Raw genomic sequence first — 18,645 nt, forward strand, 5'->3', positions numbered from 1 at the left:
CCTGCGCGGCGAGGTGGTACGGGTGTTCGCGCCCGAGGTCTCGCTGCACCGGCCGGTACGGCTGCTGCATCCGCGCTATCCGATCTATATCGCGCCCAAGCCGAACCACCTGTACGTGATCGGCGCCACCGAACTGGAAAGCGAGGACGACTCGCCGATGAGCGTGCGCTCCGCGCTGGAGCTGCTGTCGGCCGCGTATTCGCTGCATCCGGCCTTCGGCGAGGCGCGCGTGCTGGAGCTGAACGTGCAGCGCCGGCCCACGCGTCCCGATCATCTGCCGGCGGTACGGGTCGACGAGCAGGCGCGCGTGGTGCGCCTCAATGGCCTGTACCGGCACGGCTTCCTGATCGCGCCGGCGGTGGTGGAGGCGGCCTGCGAGGTCGTGCGCGCACTGGCCGACGGCGATCCCGCCGCGCATGCGGTGCCGGCCTCGGCCCGCTGGCCCGGCATGATCGCGCCCGTGCATGGCAATGCGGTGCTGCATTGATGGCCGCAACGATGCCCATAGCGAGGCCTGCGTTGATGGCCGCATCGATGCCAGCGTTGACGCGCTGCCGCGCGACGCCATCGCGCGCCGCCGAATCCGACGCAACCGCGCACGGCTTTCGCCTGCGAGCATCGCCCGGCCAAGCTCGTCCCAACCGATGACACACGCGCTGAACACCATGGAAATCCTGCTCAATGGCAAGCCGCTGGCGCTGAACGCGCCGGCCACGCTGGCCGACGCGGTGGCCGCGGCGCAGATCCCGCCACCGTTCGCCGCCGCGCTCAACGGCCGCTTCGTGCCGCGCGCCGCCCATGCGGATACGCCGCTGTCCGCCGGCGACCGCATCGATCTCGTGCAACCCGTTACCGGAGGCTGATCCCATGACCTTCCCGACCCAGGATGCCGTGCGCGATCCCTTCGTGCTCTACGGCGAATCGTTTTCCTCGCGGCTGCTGCTCGGCACGGCGCGCTATCCGTCGCCGGCGACGCTGCAATCGGCGGTCGAGGCTGCACGGCCGGCCATGCTGACGGTCGCGCTGCGCCGCCAGGGCGCGGTCGGCGACGGCGAGGGCGGCCAGGCCTTCTGGCAGATGCTCAAGTCGATGCAGGTGCCGGTGCTGCCCAATACCGCCGGCTGCATGGCGGCGCAGGAGGCGATCACCACCGCGATGATGGCGCGCGAGGTGTTCGAGACCGACTGGATCAAGCTGGAGTTGGTCGGCGACGACTACACGCTGCAGCCCGACACGCTGAACCTGCCGGCCGTGGCCGAGACGCTGATCAAGGAAGGCTTCAAGGTGCTGCCGTATTGCACCGAGGATCTGGTGCTGTGCCGCCGCCTGCTCGACGCCGGCTGCCAGGCGCTGATGCCGTGGGCCGCGCCGATCGGCACCGGCAAGGGCGCTGTCAATCCGCACGCGATGCGGGTGCTGCGCGATCGCCTGCCGGACACGCCGCTGATCGTCGACGCGGGCCTGGGCCTGCCCTCGCATGCGGCGCAGGTGCTCGAATGGGGCTACGACGGCGTGCTGCTCAACACCGCGGTGGCCCAGGCCGCGTATCCGATCGAGATGGCGCGTGCCTTCGCACGGGCGGTCGAGGCGGGGCGCCTGGCCTATCTGGCCGGACCGATGCCCGAGCGCGAGATCGCGCAGGCCAGCACGCCGGTGGTCGGCATGCCGTTCTGGCACGCACAGGAGCACGCATGACACGCCAACCGACGCCGATGCCGGTCGATACGGCGCTGCAATCCGCGCTGGTCGCGCGCCATGGCGAGACCTTCGGCGTGGCCGACCGCGGCTGGCGCGCCTGGCGGCTGCAGGACGCGCTGACGGCCGATGCCGCCGAGCCGCTGGGCCAGGCCGACCTGCTGTTGGCCGACGGCGAGGTCGATGCCGCGACGATCGACCGGGTCGCCGCGCGCGGCGCGATGCTGATCCAGACCGAGCGCGAGGGCGGCCAGTGGATCGACACGGTGCGCTCGCCGATGGGGACCTGGGTGTTTGCCACGCAGGCCGATGCCAACGGCGATGCCGCGCAATCGCCCGCTTTCGTCGCGACGCTGCTGGCCACGCTGGCGCTGCATTTCCCCGCGCACGATGCGCTGTGCCTGGCGCGCGCCTGGCAGCCCGGCACGCTCGACTGGCCCGCCGCGTTTTCCCGCTTCCCGCGCGTGCGGCACGCCGCGCTGGTCGCGCCGGAGCAGTCGGCCGAACCGTTCGTGCCATGCCCGGCGCGCCTGGGCCTCTACGCCGTGGTGCCGACCGCCGACTGGATCGAACGGCTGGTGCCGCTCGGCGTCCCGACCGTGCAGCTGCGCTTCAAGTCCGACGACGCGGCCGCGGTGCGCGAGCAGATCGCCCGCTCGGCGCTGGCCGCGCGCGGCAGCCGCAGCCGGCTCTTCATCAACGACCATTGGCGCGCCGCGCTGGACTACCACGCCGCGCACGGCAACGACAGCGCGGGCAGCGGCATCTACGGCATCCACCTCGGCCAGGAAGACCTGGACGAAGCCGACCTCGACGCGCTGCGCGCCTCCGGCCTGCGGCTCGGCGTTTCGACGCACGGCTACGCCGAGATGCTGCGCGTCGCGCCGCTGCGCCCCAGCTACCTGGCGCTCGGCGCCATCTTTCCGACCACCACCAAGGTGATGCCGACCCAGCCGCAAGGGCTGGGACGCTTCTATGCCTATGCCCGCCTGATGCGTGAGCAGGTACCGGCGCTGGTCGGCATCGGCGGCGTCGACGCGAGCAATTTGCCGCAAGTACTGGAAGCCGGCGTCGGCAGCGCGGCCGTGGTGCGCGCGATCACCGAGGCCGCCGACGTGCCGGCGGCGGTGGCGCGGCTGATGGCGGCGTTTGGGGAGGCGGACTGAGGGCAGGACCGGCGTTGTATTCCGGGCGATTCCATCGCCCGGAAAGCGCTGTCGCCTACGCCGGTTGATTAGATCCTGCGGTAAAAATAAACCAAGAGTCGACGGACGGAGCGGAATCCAATCCTCTTGCGCCTTCCTTGATTAGATCTGGTGCTATTCTTCAACCATGGTTGAAGTTTCCCGCTACCAGATAATCAAACGCCTGCAGACCGGCCTGCACCGCGGGGCGCCATTCGACCTCGCGACGCTGCGCCAATTCGGCGTGTCGCCGCAGCTTGCCGCGCGATATGCGGACGGCGGCTGGCTGGTTCGTCTCGCCCAAGGCGTCTACGCCTTTCCCAACGACGACTTCGGCATCGAAGGCGCCCTTCGCTTCCTGCAGAAGCAGGTGCCCGGCTTTCATGCCGGTGGCAGGACGGCGCTCGCCTGGCAGGGGATGCGACACAACCTCGGCAGCCGCGAAACTCTGGTGCTTTGGGGCGACACTCGTTTTGCGCTTCCGGGCTGGTTCACGGAACGGCATCCGGCGCGCTATGTGCATGCCCGTTTGTTCGACTGGCCAGATGCGGGGCTGGCGGAGCGAACAGTGGTAACGCCGCCCGGCATGTCGGAGGGCGTGCGCGTCGCCGCCCCGGAACGTGCGGCACTTGAGATGCTTTACGAAGCCGGTGTTAAGCAAAGTCTGGAGGAGGCGCGTAACGTCTTCGACGTTTTACGTTCCCCTCGCAAGGACCTGCTCGGACAATTGCTATCGTGCTGTACCAGCGTCAAGGCCGTTCGGCTTTTTCTGACGTGGGCTCGAGAGACCGAACTGGTCGATGTCGATGCCCTGCTGGCACAGTACCCGGTGCGCTCAGGCAGCAACAAGCGATGGATCGGCCGTCTCGACGACGGCACGTTGCTCAGCCTGAAGCCCCATGGATAACGCCTACGCCGATACCGTCCGCCTCCTGCTTGCCGTTGCGCCCATCGTTTTTTCCGGCGATCTGTTCGCCATGAAAGGTGGCACCGCAATCAACCTGTTCGTTCGCGACATGCCTCGCCTCTCCGTGGACATCGACGTGGTTTACCTTCCGCGCGACGTGCCGAGAGAGGACGCAATACGCGCCATCCAACTCGAGCTCACCGCCATCGCGCAACGCGCCGCGGTGCTCCGCCTGCGCACAACGTTCCGCGAGCGGCGCCCCGCCGAGTTTGCGAGGCAGCTGGAATTGCTGGAGGCGGGACTCGCGGCGCACGGACGGTGAATCGGCGCAGGACCGGCCGATGACCTCGGGCCTGGCGCGCTAACGGTCGCTTCCGCCCCCCGCCCCCCGCGCCAGCAGCGTGTACAGATGCGAGCGCGAAATCCCCAGCGCCTGCGCGGCGCGCTTCTTGTTGCCGCCATGTTCGGCGATGGCCTTGAGTGCGGCTTCGTAGGCCAGTTCCCGCAGGGCGGAGGGGCGGGAGGCAGGGGGACTCGAAACGGGCGCCGGGGTCTCGCCGCGCGGGTCGTCTTCCCACTCGTGTTCGGCATAGCTTCTCGCCAGCGGGTGCGGCGCTGCATCGGTGGCCAAGGCCGCTGACGCCGCCGCGCTCTCGTCGCCGCGGGCGAAGTCGGCCACGCGCAGGCGGCCGCCGTCGCAGAACACCAGCGCTTCTTCGATCTTCTGCCGTAGCTGGCGGATGTTGCCCGGCCACGGCCGTTCGGCCAGGTGGCGGGGCACCGCGCCGTCGATGGTGGGCACCGGCACGTTGTTGCGCGCGCAGAAGGCCTGCACGAAGTGCTGCAGCAGCGCGGGGATGTCCTCGCGGCGCTGGCGCAGCGCCGGGATGCGCAGTACCACGCCGCTGAGGCGGTAGTACAGGTCCAGGCGAAAGCGGCCGGCGTCGATCAGCGCCTGGATATCACGGTTGGTCGCCGCCACCAGCCGGAAGTCGATGCGGCGCGCCTGGCGGCTGCCGATGCGCTCGACCAGGTGGTCCTCCAGCACGCGCAGCAGCTTGACCTGCATCTCCATCGGAATGTCCGCCACCTCGTCGAGAAACAGCGTGCCGCCGGCCGCCTGCTCGAGCTTGCCGGCCTGGCCCTGGCGGCGGCTGCCGGTAAAGGCGCCGGGGGCATGGCCGAACAGTTCGGATTCGATCAGCGTGGCCGGCAACGCGGCCAGGTTCAGGCTGACCAGCGGCTTGCCGTCGCGTGTTTCGCGGCCGTCGCGCTGGCTCGCCTCGTGGATCGCGCGTGCGACGAGCTCCTTGCCGGTGCCGCTCTCGCCGAGGATCAGCACCGGCACGTCGAGCCGCGCGACCGTCTCGATCTCGCGTCGCAGCCGCTGCATCGGCGCGCTGTCGCCGATCAGCCGGCCGGTGCCGCCGCGCAGGTCGTCCAGCGCGCGCCGGTAGTGCGCGACCTGCGAGCGCAATTCGCTGACTTCCTTGTGCATCCGCGCGATCGCCTCGGGCTCCTTGAACAGGACCTGGCCGATCGCGCCGACCACTTCGCCGTGCTGCACGATCGGAATGCGGTTGACCACGCGCGTGACGCCGTTCATCCGCTGCAGCTGGCCGATCTCGGCCTTGCCGCTGGCCGCGACCTGCGGCAGCCGCGAATTCGGAATCACGCGCTCGGCGGGCTGGCCGATGCCCTCGCCGGTGCGCAGCCCGAGGAAGCGCTCGTGCACCGGGCTGATATAGCGCATGCGGCCGTCGCGGTCCGCCACGGTGATCGCCTGGTACGGGTTGGTGATGAAGTGTTCGAGGATGGCGCCGGCAAACGGCACGGCGCCGAGGAAATCGAACAGCGCTGTGGCGGCGCCGGGCCGGTGCAGCAGCACCAGCGTCGTGGTGCCGTCGTCCAGCGCCAGTGCGATATGACGCGTGGCTTCGGCGCCGGGCGTCGTCACCTCGAACAGGTGGGGGCGAATGCCGCCGTCCTCGCGGGCGGGTGCGCCGGGGGCCGGACTATCGGCCGCCGTGATCTCGGCGGCGGCCAGCTCTGCCAACGCCGCTGCCGCGGCGCGGGCGAGCGCGTCGTCGCTGGCGATCCCGGTTGCCGCCAGCACCTGCCCGTCGCGGTCGATGACCAGCGCGCCGAGGGCGTCCGGGGCGTCGGGCGCGTTCGGGGCGTTCGGGGCGTTCGGGGCGTTCGAGGCGTTCGAGGCGTTTGGAGCGGTCGCCGATGTCTCCGCATGTGTCTTCAATGACGACAAAGCCTGTCTCCGATGCGGACACTGCTGTGTCCTGATATGTCGTTATGGCGGACACCCTAACAGCCGCGTACTTCGCGCGCAAGGTTTTCTTCAAGCAAATCAACGGCTTGCAGCAGGCACGCGAGCTGGCACGGTTGCTGCGCTGGGTCTCCCCAACAGCAAACCAGCAACAGGAGACAACGCGTGTCGTGGCAACCCGAAATCGATGAACTGGCCTACCGCCGCCAGCTGGCGGCCCAACTGGGCGGGCCGGACAAGGTCCAGCGGCACAAGGACGCCGGCAAGCTGACGGTGCGCGAGCGCATCGATGCGCTGGCCGACCCCGGCTCCTTCCATGAGGTCGGCAGCCTGACCGGCAGCGGCCAGTACGACAGCAATGGCCGGCTGGTCGGCTTCACGCCGGCCAATCTGGTGATGGGGCGGGCGCGCGTCGACGGCCGCCCCGTGGTGCTGGTCGGCGACGACTTCACCGTGCGCGGCGGCGCCAACGACGGCGCGGTCGGCGACAAGCTCGTTCACGCCGAGAAGATGGCGCGCGACCTGCGGCTGCCGATGGTGCGGCTGGTCGACGGCACTGGCGGCGGCGGCTCGGTGCGCAATATCGAGACCAAGGGCCATACGCTGATCCCGACCATGAAGGTGTGGCAGCACGTGGTCGAGAACATGTCGCTGGTACCGGTGGTGTCGCTGGCGCTGGGATCGGTGGCCGGCATGGGCGCGGCGCGCGTCGCGGCCAGCCACTACTCGCTGATGGTCAAGGAGACCTCGCAGCTGTTCAACGCCGGCCCGCCGGTGGTGGCGCGCATCGGCCAGCATCTGACCAAGAACGAGCTGGGCGGCAGCCATATCCACACGCGCAACGGCGTGGTTGACGACGAGGTGGCCAGCGAAGAGGAAGCCTTTGCGCGCGCCCGCCAGTTCCTGTCGTATCTGCCGACCTCGGTGTTCGAGCTGCCGCCGCGCGCCGAGCCGACCGACGATCCGGCGCGCCGCGACGACTGGCTCCTGTCGGCGATCCCGCGCGACGGCCGCGCGGTCTACAAGATCCGCCCGATCGTGCAGACGCTGGTCGACTCGGGCTCCTTCTTCGAGATCGGCCGGCATTGGGGCCGGGCCATCGTCACCGGCCTGGCGCGCGTCGACGGCTGGCCGGTCGCGGTGGTGGCCAGCGATCCGTACTACTACGGCGGCGGCTGGGACAGCGCGACCGCGGAGAAATTCACGCGCTTCGTCGACATGGCGGAGGCCTTCCATCTGCCGGTGATCAACCTGGTCGACATCGCCGGCTTCCAGATCGGCCTGGAGGCCGAGAAGGCGGGAACCATGCGCTACGGCGTGCGCGCGCTGTCGGCCGTCTACCAGGCCACGGTGCCCTGGTGCTCGGTGATCCTGCGGCGCGCCTACGGCGTCGCGGCTGCCGCGCACCAGCATATGGGCCGCTTCAACTTCCGCTATGCCTGGCCGTCGGGCAACTGGGGTTCGCTGCCGATCGAGGGCGGGCTCGAGGTCGCCTACAAGGCCGAGATCGAGGGCGCCGACGATCCGGTGCAGAAGCGCGCCGAGATCGAGCAGCGGGTGCGCAGCCTGACCTCGCCGTTCCGCAGCGCGGAGGCCTTCGTCATCGAGGACATCATCGATCCGCGCGATACGCGGGCGCTGCTGTGCGAGTTCGCCAACCTGGCCGCGCCGCTGCGCGAAGCGGGCGTGCGCAAGTTCGGCATCCGGCCATGAGGCACGGCTGCCGCGCGGGAGCGGCAAGGACGGCGGCAACCGCAACGCCGACGACAGAGCCGACGACAACCACAACGACAACAACGACAACCAACATCAAGGAGACCACCATGATTCGAAACCACCGCCCCCTGCGGCGCGCCACGCTGGCGCTGGCCGCCCTTGGCGCCCTTTCCGCCGTCGCGGCCATCGCGCCCGGCACCGCCGCCGCGCAGGAAAACTGGCCGAGCAAGCCGGTCACCATCATCGTGCCGTTTCCGGCCGGCGGCATGACCGACCTGCTGGCGCGCCGCATCGCCAAGGACATGGCTGTCGACCTGAAGCAGCCCGTCGTGGTCGAGAACCGTGCCGGCGCCAGCGGGCAGATCGGCACCGAGATGGTCGCGCGCGCCAAGCCCGACGGCTACACGCTGCTGGTCTCGGCGACGCACCACGTGATCAACCCCGCGGTGCGCAGCTCGCTGCCGTACGACGCGGCGAAGGACTTCACGCCGATCGCGCTGCTGGCGACCACGCCCAACGTGCTGGTCGTCAACAACAACATCCCGGTTTCGACGCTGCCCGAATTCCTCGCCTATGCGAAGAAGCAGAAGGAGGGGCTGTCGTTCGGCTCGTCGAGCATTGGCGGCGCGACGCACATGTCGGGCGAGCTGCTGAAGCTGATGACCAAGGCGCCGATGGTCCATATCCCCTACAAGGGCGCCACGCCCGCGATGGCGGACCTGCTGGGCGGCCAGATCCCGGCGCTGTTCCACGATGCGATGACGATGGCGCCGTACGTCAAGGACGGCAAGGTCAAGGCGATCGGCATGACCTCCGCCAAGCGCAGCGATGCGCTGCCGAATGTGCCGACCATCGCCGAGCAGGGCGTGGCCGGCTACGAGGCCACCACCTGGATCGGCTTCTATGGCCCCGCCAACCTGCCCAAGCCGATCGTCGACCGGCTCAACCGCGAGGCGGTCAAGAGCATGAACGCGCCGGACTCGAAGGCGAGCCTCGCGCAGTCGGCCACCACGCCGGGCACGATGTCGGCCGAGCAGTTCGGCGGCTTCGTGCAGGCAGAACTCGCCAAGTGGAAGCGCGTGGCCAGCGAAGCGAAGGTCAAGGTGGAATGACGCGATGACTAATCTTCATGCCAATCCGGCGGCGCCGGCCGACGACGGCAGCGCGCTGCTGTCGCTGCTGTCGCCGCGCTCTGTCGCCGTGCTCGGCGCCTCCGACAACACGGTCAAGGCCGGCGGCCGGCCGATCGACTACATGCGCCGGCACGGCTTTGCCGGCGCGATCTATCCGGTCAATCCGAATCGCGCGACGATCCAGGGCCTGCCCGCCTATCCGTCGCTCGACGCCTTGCCGGCCGCGCCCGATCTGGTCGTGATCAGCGTGCCGGGCACCGAGGTCGAGCAGGCGATCGAGCGATGCCTCGCGATCGGCGCGCGCGGCGCGGTGATCTATTCCTCGGGCTTCGCCGAACTGGGCGAGGCCGGCGCGGCGCAGCAGCGGCGGCTGGTCGAGCGCGCGCGTGCCGGCGGCCTGCGGCTGTTCGGTCCGAACACGCAGGGCCTCGCCAACTTCGCCAGCGGCGCGATCGCGCATTTCTCGACGATGATCAACGAGGAGGCGGGCCAGGACGGTCCGGTCGCCATCGTCAGCCAGAGCGGCGCGGGCTCGGCGATCGTCTATGGCGGGCTGCGCCGCAGGGGCATCGGCGTGCGCTATATGGTCGCCACCGGCAACGAGGCCGACGTCAGCGCCGCCGAGGTCGTGCGCGCGGTGCTGCATGACGAGCAGGTGCGCGTGGTGCTGCTGTATATCGAGTCGCTGCGCGATCCGCAGGTGCTGGCGCAGGCCGCGCGGCTGGCGCACGAGCGCGACGTGCCGATCCTCGCGGTCAAGGCGGGCCGCACGCGCGCCGGCCAGTTGACGGCCAGCTCGCACACCGGCGCACTGGCCGGCGAGGACGCGCTGGCCGATGCCTTCCTGCGCCGGCATGGCATCGTCCGCGTGGCCGACTTCCGCGAGCTGGCCGAGTATTGCCAGGTCTTCGTCGGCGGCCAGCGCCCGCGCGGCGATGGCGTGGTGGCGATCAGCAATTCGGGGGCGACCTGCGTGCTGGCGGCCGATGCCGCCGAGGACGAAGGGCTGCGCCTGGTCGAGTTCGACGCGGCCGGCACCGAGGCACTGCGCGCCGTGCTGCCCAGCTACGTCAGCGCGCGCAATCCGATCGACATGACGACCGCGCTGCTGGGCCAGCCGCAGATCTTCGGCCGCACGCTCGACGCGGTGGCCGAGCGCGGCGCCGCCGACATGATCCACGTCGGCTTTCCGATCGGCGGCGAGGGCTACGACTTCGACGACTTCTCCGCGCAGACCGGGCGCTTTGCCGCGGCCAGCGGCGTGCCGGTGGTGGTCAGCGCCAATCAGGAGTGGGTCGCGCAGGCCTTCCGCCGGCATGGCGTGCCGGTGTTCGACAGCGAGCGCGCGGCCATGCGCGCGTTGGGGCTGCTGTCGCGCTATGTGCAGGCGCGTGCCGCGGTGCTGGCGGCGCCGGGGGCGGTACCGGCATCAGCGGCATCACCGGCATCGCCGGCATCAGCGGCATCACCGGCATCACCGGCATCAGCGGCGCCAGCGGTATCGGCAGCATCACCGGCAGTGCCGGCTTCGTCGAGCGGTGCCGCTACGTTCGCCACCACCACGCTCGACGAAGTACAAAGCCTTTCACAACTGGCCGCGGCCGGGTTGCCGGCGGTCGCCCATCGCCTGTGCCGCGACCGCGAGCAGGTGCGGCGCGCCGTCGCGGAGCTGGGTTTGCCGGTGGTCGCCAAGGGCGTGTCGGCGTCGATCACGCACAAGTCCGAATACGGGCTGGTGCGCCTGGGCCTCGACAGCGAGGAGCGCGCGCTGGCCGCCTTCGACGAGCTCGATGCCAGTTTGGCCAAGCTGGCCGCCGAGCGGGGCGTCGAGCATGGCGGCGTGCTGATCGCGCGTCAGCACAAGGGGGCGTTCGAACTCGCGGTCGGCGCGCATCGCGATCCGGTCTACGGGCCGGTCGTGATGATCGGTCAGGGCGGCGTGCTGGTCGAGGCGCTGGACGACGTGCAGTTCCTGCCCGCGCCGTTCTCCGCCGCTCAGGCGCGCGAGGCCATCGCCCGGCTGCATATCGCCCGCGCGTTCGGCGCGGTGCGCGGCATGCCGGCCGTCGATGTCGAGCGGCTCGCGGCGATGCTGGTGACGCTGGGCGACTGGTTCGCCGGCAGCGGGGTAGGACGTGAGGCCGGACTTGAAGCCGGACTTGAAGCCGATTCGGTCGATGCCAATCCGGTGATCGTGCCGCGCGGCGACGCCGCCCCGGTGATCGTCGACGCCGTGGTCGTGCGGCGCGTTGCCGATGGCGAGGTGCCGCGATGACCCCCAAATTGCAGATACGTCCGCTGCGCCGCGTGCTGGTCGCGAACCGCGGCGCGGTAGCCGCGCGCATCCTGCGCGCGCTGAACGCGCAGGGCATCGAGTCGATCGCGGTCTATTCGGACGCCGATGCCGAAGCGCCCTACCTGCAGCAGGCCACGGTGCGCGTGCGGCTGGGCGAGGCGCCGCCGCTGCAGAGCTATCTGAACCAGGATGCGCTTCTGCGGATCGCGCGCGAGCATGGCGCCGACGGCGTGCATCCGGGCTACGGCTTCCTGTCGGAGAACGCCGGCTTCGCCGAGCGCGTCGAGGCGGCGGGCCTGTGTTTCATCGGTCCGTCGTCGCGCTGGATTCGCCGGCTTGGCCACAAGACCGAGGCGCGCGCGCTGATGGCGACCCACGGCATGCCGATGACGCCGAGCAGCGCCGTGCTGTCCGACGATCCGGATGTGGTCGCCAGGGCCGCCGCGCGCATCGGTTATCCGGTGCTGATCAAGCCGGCCGGCGGCGGCGGTGGCATCGGCATGCTGCCGGCGCGCGACGAGAGCGAACTGGCCGCGGCATGGCAGCGCGCGCGCTCGGTCGCGCAGCGCAGCTTCGGCCAGGCCGAGCTGTATCTGGAGAAGTTGATCGAGCGGCCGCGCCATATCGAGTTCCAGGTGCTGGCCGACCGCTATGGCGGCGTGCGCGTGCTCGGCGAGCGCGACTGCTCGGTGCAGCGGCGCCATCAGAAGGTCATCGAGGAGGCGCGCGCGCCCAACGTGCCGGCCGACGAGATCGACGCGATGGCCAGGCGCCTGGCCACGCTGCTGGCGGCGCTCGGCTACGACGTGATCGGCACCGTCGAGATGCTGTACACGCCGGCGACCGGCTTCGTCTTTCTCGAACTCAATACGCGCCTGCAGGTCGAGCATGCGGTCACCGAGCAGGTCACCGGCATCGACATCGTCGCGGCGCAGTTGCGGCTGGCGCGCGGCGAGCCGATCGAGGCGGTGTTGCCGGCTCCGGTGCTGCTGCGCGGCCATGCGATCGAGGCGCGGGTCTATGCCGAGGACCCGGTGCGCTTCCTGCCGTCGCCCGGGCCGCTGACGGTGTATCGGCCGCCGGTGGGCGAGGGCGTGCGCGTCGAGACCGGCTATGCCGAGGGCGGCCGTGTCACCTCCTACTACGACCCGATGCTGGCCAAGGTGATCGCCACCGGCGCCGATCGCGCGCAAGCCATTTCGCGGCTGCGCGCGGCGCTGGACGCCTTCGCCATCGAGGGCGTCAAGACCAATATTCCCTTTATCCAGCGGGTGCTCGCCGACGACGATTTCATCGCCGGACGCATCGATACCGGCCTCGCGCAGCGCGTGCTGGCCGGCGAAGCGATGGCAGAAACCAGGGCACCCGGCGCTTCGCCGGCGCCCGCCTCCACCCTGACAACCTGATCCCCGGAGTCCACCATGAAGCAAATCGAAGCGGCCGTCGCCGGCCATGTCTGCGCCGTCGACGTGCAAGTTGGCGCTACCATTGCGGCCGGCGATGCCGTGATGACCATCGAGTCGATGAAGATGGAAATCCCGCTCGAGTCCGAGCAGGCCGGCGTCGTCAAGGCCATCCTGGTGCAACCCGGCGATGCGGTCGCCGAGGGCCAGGTCGTGATCGAACTCGAGTAAGGAAGTGGTTTTGGAAAGCAGCGCGCAAATCGTCCCGCAAATCGTTCCCGTTTCGCCGGGCACGGCCGAAAAGCCCTATTTCGGCATCGACGTCCCGCTGATGCGGCATCTGGGCCTGCAGCCCGTCCATATCGAGGACGGGCTGTGCCGGACGCGGCTGCCGGCGCATCCGGCCCTGGTCAACAGCCGTGGCGACGTGCATGGCGGCACGCTGATGGCGGTGCTGGACTTCACGCTCAGCGGCGCGGCGCGCTCGCATGCGCCGCTGGAGACCGGCGTGATCACGATCGACATGTCGACCCACTTCCTGGCCGCCGCGCGCGGCGAGCTGACCTTCGAGGCCCGCTGCATGCGGCGCGGCGCGCGGATCGCGTTCTGCGACGGCGAGGTCAAGGACGCGGCCGGCAACGTGGTGTGCGTGGCGCGGGCAGCGTTCAAGCTGGTGCCGCTGGCGGCCGGGGGGAACTGACGGGGCGATCAGCCGCGTCGGCTGTCGAGGCGCCCTTGCCCTCTTCCGCAAGCGGGGGAGGGCAAGGGGAAAGGGCCAGGGGGAGAGCGCAATGCAGCGCCCGGCAATACTCTCATCACCCCAATACCCGCGGCGCGAAGCCGTGGTTCAGCGGGCCGTTGCCGGCCCCTAGCCGCAGGTCCGCGCCAGCCGCGATGGCCTGGGCGACGAAATCCAGCGCGGTGCCGACCGCCTGCTCCAGCGCGTCGCCGCGCGCCAGCTGCGAGGCGATCGCGGCGGCCAGCGTGCAGCCGGTGCCGTGCAGGTTGCGGGTAGCGATGCGCGGATGGCTGAACACGCGCACGCTGCCGTCGGCGCTCATCAGCAGGTCGTCCAGGCTGTCTTGCTCGCCCCCTTGCTCGCCGGTTTCCGCCAGATGCCCGCCCTTGAGCAGCACCGCCTGGCAGCCCAGTTCGATCAATTCCTGCGCGGCGCGCTCCATGTCGGCGCGGCGCGTGACCGGCCGGCCCAGCAGATAGGAGGCCTCGGGCAGGTTGGGCGTGACAAGCAGCGCGCGCGGGAACAGCAGCCGCACCATCGCCTGCGCGGTGGCGTCGTCCGACAGCGTGGCGCCCGAGGTGGCGACCATCACCGGATCGACCACCAGCTTGCGCAGGCCGTGGCGATCGACCGCCGCGGCGACCGCCTCGACGATCGCCGCCGTGCCCAGCATGCCGGTCTTGGCGGCGTCGATACCGATATCGGTGGCCACCGCGTCGATCTGCGCCGCCACCATCTCCGCCGGAATCGCATGCACGCCGGTCACGCCGAGCGTGTTCTGCGCCGTGATCGCGGTGATCGCGCTCATGCCGTAGCAGCCGAGCGCGGCGAAGGTCTTCAGGTCGGCCTGGATGCCGGCGCCGCCGCCGGAGTCGGAGCCGGCGATGGTCAGGGTACGCGGGGGAAAGGCGGTCATAGCGAGTCGAAAGGCGAGGTCCGGGAGGGCCGGCGGCGGGTTGCCGAGCGGGTCCGGACCGGCCGAAAAGAATTCGGAGAGCGGCACACCGTCGCCGCGCAGGGCAGGTACAATACCGCCACTCCGAGGAGCGTTGCAACGGACGGCGCGCGGGCCCAACCCCGCATTCTGCCATCCGCCAGGCTCGGAATGTCTTCAACGGCGCTCGCTGAACCGTGGTTCGCACGGTGGCGAGTCGACCTATCCGCACGCTGCACCCAGTCCCTGGGCCCGCAGCCGTCCCGGACCCGTCCCCTCTCTCGTCACCGGCGTCCCACTCTTCGACGGAGTGAAACATGAACGCTGTGACCGATCTGAAGAACGATTTCCTGGTGGCCGACATCGGCCTGGCCGGCTGGGGCCGCAAGGAAATCGCCATCGCCGAAACCGAAATGCCCGGCCTGATGGCCATCCGCGAGGAATTCGCCGCCAGCCAGCCGCTCAAGGGCGCCCGCATCGCCGGCTCCCTGCACATGACGATTCAGACCGCGGTGCTGATCGAGACGCTGAAGGCGCTCGGCGCCGACGTGCGCTGGGCCTCGTGCAACATCTATTCGACCCAGGACCACGCCGCCGCCGCGATCGCCGCCTCGGGCACGCCGGTGTTCGCCTTCAAGGGCGAATCGCTGAAGGAATACTGGGACTTCACCCACCGCATCTTCGACTGGGCCGACGGCGGCACGCCGAACATGATCCTGGACGATGGCGGCGATGCCACGCTGCTGCTGCACCTGGGCGCACGCGCCGAGCGCGATCCGTCGGTGATCGCCAAGCCGGGCAGCGAGGAAGAGACGTACCTGTTCGCCGCGATCAAGGAAAAGCTGGCGCAGGATCCGGGCTGGTACAGCCGCAACCTGGAAGCGATCCGCGGCGTCACCGAGGAAACCACCACCGGCGTGCACCGCCTGTACCAGATGGCCCAGAAGGGCGAGCTGCGCTTCCCGGCGATCAACGTCAACGACTCGGTCACCAAGAGCAAGTTCGACAACCTGTACGGCTGCCGCGAATCGCTGGTGGACGGCATCAAGCGCGCCACCGACGTGATGATCGCGGGCAAGGTCGCGGTGGTGTGCGGCTACGGCGACGTCGGCAAGGGCAGCGCCCAGGCGCTGCGCGCGCTGTCGGCGCAGGTGTGGGTCACCGAGGTCGACCCGATCTGCGCGCTGCAGGCCGCGATGGAAGGCTACCGCGTGGTGACGATGGAATACGCCGCCGACAAGGCCGACATCTTCGTGACCTGCACCGGCAACTACCATGTGATCACCCACGACCACATGGTCAAGATGAAGGACCAGGCGATCGTCTGCAATATCGGCCACTTCGACAACGAGATCGACATCGCCTCGCTGGAGAAGTACCAGTGGGACGAGATCAAGCCGCAGGTCGACCACGTGATCTTCCCCGACGGCAAGAAGCTGATCATCCTGGCCAAGGGCCGCCTGGTGAATCTGGGCTGCGCGACCGGCCACCCGTCGTACGTGATGAGCAGCTCGTTCGCCAACCAGACGCTGGCGCAGATCGAGCTGTGGCAGGAGCGCGATAGCGGCAAGTACCCGGTCGGCGTCTACACGCTGCCCAAGCACCTGGACGAGAAGGTCGCGCGCCTGCAGTTGAAGAAGCTGAACGCGCAGCTGACCGAGCTGACCGACCAGCAGGCCGCGTATATCGGCGTGCCGAAGGAAGGCCCGTACAAGGCGGATCACTACCGTTATTGACGTGGTTTTCTCCCTCTCCCGCACGCGGGAGAGGGTTGGGGAGCGGGCAGCGGCGCCAGGCATCGGCAAGACAGCGAACATGACGACCGCCGCCCGGGCCCTCTCCCCCGGCCCCTCTCCCGCCAGCGGGAGCGGGAGCAAACCAACCGACAAGGAGTTGCCATGAGATTGCTGGCGGTATGGATCATCAACGCCCTGACGCTGTTCGCGATCAGCGCGGTGGTCGACGGCATCGAAGTGCGGGGCTTCGGCTCGGCGATGATCGCGGCGGCGGTGCTGGCCATCATCAATACGCTGATCCGGCCGATCCTGGTGCTGCTGACGCTGCCGGTCACGCTGCTGACGCTGGGCCTGTTCATCTTCGTGATCAACGCGCTGCTGTTCCTGTTCGTCGGCAATCTGCTGTCGGGCTTCACCGTGTCGGGCTTCTGGACCGCGCTGCTCGGTTCGCTGCTGTACAGCGTGATCTCGACCCTGCTGGCCGGCCTGCTGCTGCGCGATCGCGAAGTGGCCTGACGCCGGGCACTCCCCTTCCCAGCGCCGCCTCGGCGGCGGCGCCACCATCATGCAAGACCGCTACTACAGCTTCGAGTTTTTCCCGCCCAAGACGCCCGAGGGCCGGGAAAAGCTGCGCAATACCCGCGCACAGCTGGCCCCGCTGGGGCCCAAATACATCTCGGTGACCTTCGGCGCCGGCGGCACCACGCAGCAGGGCACGCTCGACGCCGTGCTGGAGATCCAGCGCGACGGCATCGACGCCGCGCCGCACCTGTCCTGTGTCGGCTCCACGCGCGAGGGCATCCGCGAGATCCTGCGCACATACCGCGACAACGGCATCCGCCACATCGTCGCGCTGCGCGGCGACATGCCGTCCGGCATGGGCGAGATCGGCGAATTCCGCTACGCCAACGAGCTGGTCGAGTTCATCCGCGCCGAGACCGGCGACTGGTTCCAGATCGAGGTGGCCGCCTATCCGGAGTACCACCCGCAGGCGCGCTCGCCGCGGCACGATCTCGAGAACTTCGTGCGCAAGGTCAAGGCCGGCGCCGATTCGGCGATCACCCAGTACTTCTTCAACGCCGACGCGTACTTCCGCTTCGTCGACGACGTGCGCGCGATGGGCGTGGATGTGCCGATCGTGCCCGGCATCATGCCGATCACCAACTACTCGCAGCTGATGCGCTTCTCCGAGATGTGCGGCGCCGAGGTGCCGCGCTGGGTCGCCAAGCGGCTGGAGAGCTTTGGCGACGATCGCGAGGCGATCCGCGCCTTCGGGCTCGACGTCGTCACCGCGCTGTGCGAGCGGCTGCTGGCCGGCGGGGTGCCGGGGCTGCATTTCTACACGCTGAACGCGGCGGGCGCCACCAAGGCGATCTGGCAGCGGCTGAAGCTGTAAGGCGCGGCGCCGCGACGGCGGCCATGCGGTGCAGGGCGCCGATGGCATACTGTGCCGCATGGTTACCGCCACGTTCCGCTTCTACGAGGAGCTGAACGATTTCCTTCCCCCGGCGATGCGCGGACGGGACTGGTCCTGTCCGTGCGCCCGCGCGGCCACGGTCAAGCACATGATCGAGGCGCTCGGGGTGCCGCACACCGAGGTCGAGCTGATCCTGGTCAATGGCCAGTCGTGCGGCTTCGACCGCGTGCTGGCCGACGGCGACCGGGTCTCGGTCTACCCGACCTTCGAGGCGCTCGACGTCACGCCGCTGCTGCGGGTACGGCCCGCGCCGCTGCGGGTCACCCGCTTCGTCGCCGATGCCCATCTGGGCGGGCTGGCCGCGCTGCTGCGGCTGACCGGCTACGACACCCTCTACGACACCCACTTCGACGACCGCGAGATCGAGGCCATCGCCGCGCGCGAGGGCCGCATCGTGCTGACGCGCGACCGCGAGCTGCTCAAGCGCGGCAGCATCACGCATGGCTGCTACGTGCGCGCGCTCAAGCCCCAGGCGCAGCTGCGCGAGATCTTCGCGCGGCTGGACCTGCGCCGGCAGGCGCGGCCGTTTTCGCTGTGCCTGAGCTGCAATGTGCCGCTGCGCGCCGCGTCGAGCGACGAGGTGGCCGGGCGCGTGCCGCCCGCCGTGCTGGAGCGGCACGAGCGCTTCTCGACCTGCGAGGCCTGCCGGCGGGTGTTCTGGGAAGGCTCGCACTGGCGCCGGATGCGGGCGCTGGTCGATTCGCTGATGCTGCCGGAGGGCACGGCATCCGCGCCCGCGGATGGCTGACGAGGCCGACCGGCCATGCTGTCGTTGCCGCGAAAGCGGGCATCCAGCGTCTTCAAAGGCCACTGGCCCACCGCATTCGCGGGGACGACGCCAAGGTGGGCAGGCAGGGACCCTAGAAGCGCCCGGCCTCGGTCACCATCCAGTCCATCGGGATGTCATGCGCGGCCGGCGCCAGCGCGATCCGGCAGCCTTCGTAGCCGATGCCGATCGCGACCGGCCTGGCCGGCAGCGCGGCCAGCGTGCGGTCGTAGAAGCCGCCGCCGTAGCCCAGGCGGAACTTCTCCGGGCTGAAACCGACACAGGGAATCAGCAGCGCGTCGGGCGTCACCGCCGGCGTGCCGTCGGGCACCGGGATGCCGTAGCGGCCTTCGCGCATCGGCGTGTCGGGCGTCCAGC

Annotated in this window: 19 protein-coding genes and 1 riboswitch; of the genes, 16 read left to right on the forward strand and 3 right to left on the reverse strand. The window is 69.8% G+C overall.

The window, feature by feature from the left end; genetic code table 11:
* From AC6EI8_RS14590 to AC6EI8_RS14615, 6 genes are all read left to right on the forward strand, one after another.
* Positions 1 to 487: FAD-dependent oxidoreductase (locus AC6EI8_RS14590; RefSeq protein WP_498382246.1), on the forward strand; the 487-nt coding region annotated here is incomplete at its 5' end.
* A gap of 178 nt (positions 488 to 665) precedes the next feature.
* Positions 666 to 863 carry a sulfur carrier protein ThiS gene (gene thiS, locus AC6EI8_RS14595; RefSeq protein WP_006579970.1) on the forward strand — a complete coding sequence of 66 codons (198 nt, stop codon included), beginning with the start codon at positions 666 to 668 and terminating at the stop codon, positions 861 to 863.
* Positions 864 to 867: 4 nt separating this feature from the next.
* Positions 868 to 1,695, forward strand: a complete 828-nt coding sequence (locus AC6EI8_RS14600; protein WP_149317238.1) for a thiazole synthase — start codon at positions 868 to 870, stop codon at positions 1,693 to 1,695.
* Positions 1,692 to 2,861 (forward strand): thiamine phosphate synthase, encoded by a 1,170-nt coding sequence (locus AC6EI8_RS14605; RefSeq protein ID WP_226108049.1) that lies wholly within the window; start codon positions 1,692 to 1,694, stop codon positions 2,859 to 2,861. Before AC6EI8_RS14600 ends, AC6EI8_RS14605 begins: the two co-directional genes overlap by 4 nt.
* 166 nt (positions 2,862 to 3,027) lie before the next feature.
* On the forward strand, positions 3,028 to 3,786 hold the full coding sequence (locus AC6EI8_RS14610) for a type IV toxin-antitoxin system AbiEi family antitoxin domain-containing protein (protein ID WP_149317236.1): 759 nt from the start codon (positions 3,028 to 3,030) through the stop codon (positions 3,784 to 3,786).
* Positions 3,779 to 4,108, forward strand: a complete 330-nt coding sequence (locus AC6EI8_RS14615) for a nucleotidyl transferase AbiEii/AbiGii toxin family protein (protein ID WP_262484861.1) — start codon at positions 3,779 to 3,781, stop codon at positions 4,106 to 4,108. Before AC6EI8_RS14610 ends, AC6EI8_RS14615 begins: the two co-directional genes overlap by 8 nt.
* Positions 4,109 to 4,147: 39 nt before the next feature.
* Here AC6EI8_RS14615 and AC6EI8_RS14620 read toward each other — a convergent pair whose 3' ends face one another.
* Positions 4,148 to 5,902: a sigma-54 interaction domain-containing protein gene (locus AC6EI8_RS14620; RefSeq protein ID WP_498382254.1), complete on the reverse strand. Its 1,755-nt coding sequence runs from the start codon at positions 5,900 to 5,902 to the stop codon at positions 4,148 to 4,150.
* Between the two features lie 330 nt (positions 5,903 to 6,232).
* Between AC6EI8_RS14620 and AC6EI8_RS14625 the strand changes: the two genes are divergently transcribed.
* The 6 genes from AC6EI8_RS14625 (at position 6,233) to AC6EI8_RS14650 (ending at position 13,315) form a co-directional block, all read left to right on the forward strand.
* Positions 6,233 to 7,780, forward strand: a complete 1,548-nt coding sequence (locus tag AC6EI8_RS14625) for an acyl-CoA carboxylase subunit beta (protein ID WP_150082758.1) — start codon at positions 6,233 to 6,235, stop codon at positions 7,778 to 7,780.
* Between the two features lie 110 nt (positions 7,781 to 7,890).
* Positions 7,891 to 8,895 (forward strand): tripartite tricarboxylate transporter substrate binding protein, encoded by a 1,005-nt coding sequence (locus tag AC6EI8_RS14630; RefSeq protein WP_498382248.1) that lies wholly within the window; start codon positions 7,891 to 7,893, stop codon positions 8,893 to 8,895.
* 4 nt (positions 8,896 to 8,899) lie between these two features.
* The gene (locus AC6EI8_RS14635) at positions 8,900 to 11,191 is read left to right on the forward strand and encodes an acetate--CoA ligase family protein (protein WP_498382249.1); all 2,292 of its coding nucleotides are present in this window, start codon (positions 8,900 to 8,902) and stop codon (positions 11,189 to 11,191) included.
* Complete coding sequence (locus AC6EI8_RS14640; RefSeq protein ID WP_498382250.1) at positions 11,188 to 12,618, forward strand: acetyl-CoA carboxylase biotin carboxylase subunit; 1,431 nt, start codon at positions 11,188 to 11,190, stop codon at positions 12,616 to 12,618. The genes AC6EI8_RS14635 and AC6EI8_RS14640 overlap by 4 nt, the downstream gene beginning before the upstream one ends.
* Before the next feature lie 15 nt (positions 12,619 to 12,633).
* Positions 12,634 to 12,846 carry an acyl-CoA carboxylase biotin carboxyl carrier protein subunit gene (locus tag AC6EI8_RS14645; protein WP_006580124.1) on the forward strand — a complete coding sequence of 71 codons (213 nt, stop codon included), beginning with the start codon at positions 12,634 to 12,636 and terminating at the stop codon, positions 12,844 to 12,846.
* A 28-nt stretch (positions 12,847 to 12,874) separates the two neighbouring features.
* Positions 12,875 to 13,315, forward strand: coding sequence for a PaaI family thioesterase (locus AC6EI8_RS14650; protein ID WP_370639562.1), 441 nt, complete (start codon positions 12,875 to 12,877; stop codon positions 13,313 to 13,315).
* A gap of 115 nt (positions 13,316 to 13,430) precedes the next feature.
* Here the strand turns inward: AC6EI8_RS14650 and thiD are convergent, their stop codons facing one another.
* The gene (thiD, locus tag AC6EI8_RS14655; protein WP_498382251.1) at positions 13,431 to 14,270 is read right to left on the reverse strand and encodes a bifunctional hydroxymethylpyrimidine kinase/phosphomethylpyrimidine kinase; all 840 of its coding nucleotides are present in this window, start codon (positions 14,268 to 14,270) and stop codon (positions 13,431 to 13,433) included.
* Positions 14,271 to 14,389: 119 nt separating this feature from the next.
* Positions 14,390 to 14,484: riboswitch (S-adenosyl-L-homocysteine riboswitch) on the forward strand.
* 121 nt (positions 14,485 to 14,605) lie between these two features.
* Between thiD and ahcY the strand changes: the two genes are divergently transcribed.
* The 4 genes from ahcY (at position 14,606) to AC6EI8_RS14675 (ending at position 18,249) form a co-directional block, all read left to right on the forward strand.
* Entirely contained in the window at positions 14,606 to 16,024 is a 1,419-nt protein-coding gene (ahcY, locus tag AC6EI8_RS14660) for an adenosylhomocysteinase (RefSeq protein ID WP_149317229.1), read from the forward strand.
* 162 nt (positions 16,025 to 16,186) lie between these two features.
* Positions 16,187 to 16,540 (forward strand): phage holin family protein, encoded by a 354-nt coding sequence (locus AC6EI8_RS14665; protein WP_150082763.1) that lies wholly within the window; start codon positions 16,187 to 16,189, stop codon positions 16,538 to 16,540.
* 49 nt (positions 16,541 to 16,589) lie between these two features.
* On the forward strand, positions 16,590 to 17,420 hold the full coding sequence (gene metF / locus AC6EI8_RS14670) for a methylenetetrahydrofolate reductase [NAD(P)H] (RefSeq protein ID WP_149317227.1): 831 nt from the start codon (positions 16,590 to 16,592) through the stop codon (positions 17,418 to 17,420).
* A 58-nt stretch (positions 17,421 to 17,478) separates the two neighbouring features.
* A complete protein-coding gene (locus AC6EI8_RS14675) occupies positions 17,479 to 18,249 on the forward strand; it encodes a Mut7-C RNAse domain-containing protein (RefSeq protein WP_498382252.1) in 771 nt (256 codons plus the stop codon).
* Between the two features lie 112 nt (positions 18,250 to 18,361).
* Here the strand turns inward: AC6EI8_RS14675 and AC6EI8_RS14680 are convergent.
* On the reverse strand, positions 18,362 to 18,645 hold a 284-nt coding region (locus tag AC6EI8_RS14680; RefSeq protein ID WP_498382253.1), incomplete at its 5' end, for a 5-formyltetrahydrofolate cyclo-ligase.

The sequence above is a fragment of the Cupriavidus sp. R6-3 genome, from assembly GCF_059772245.1.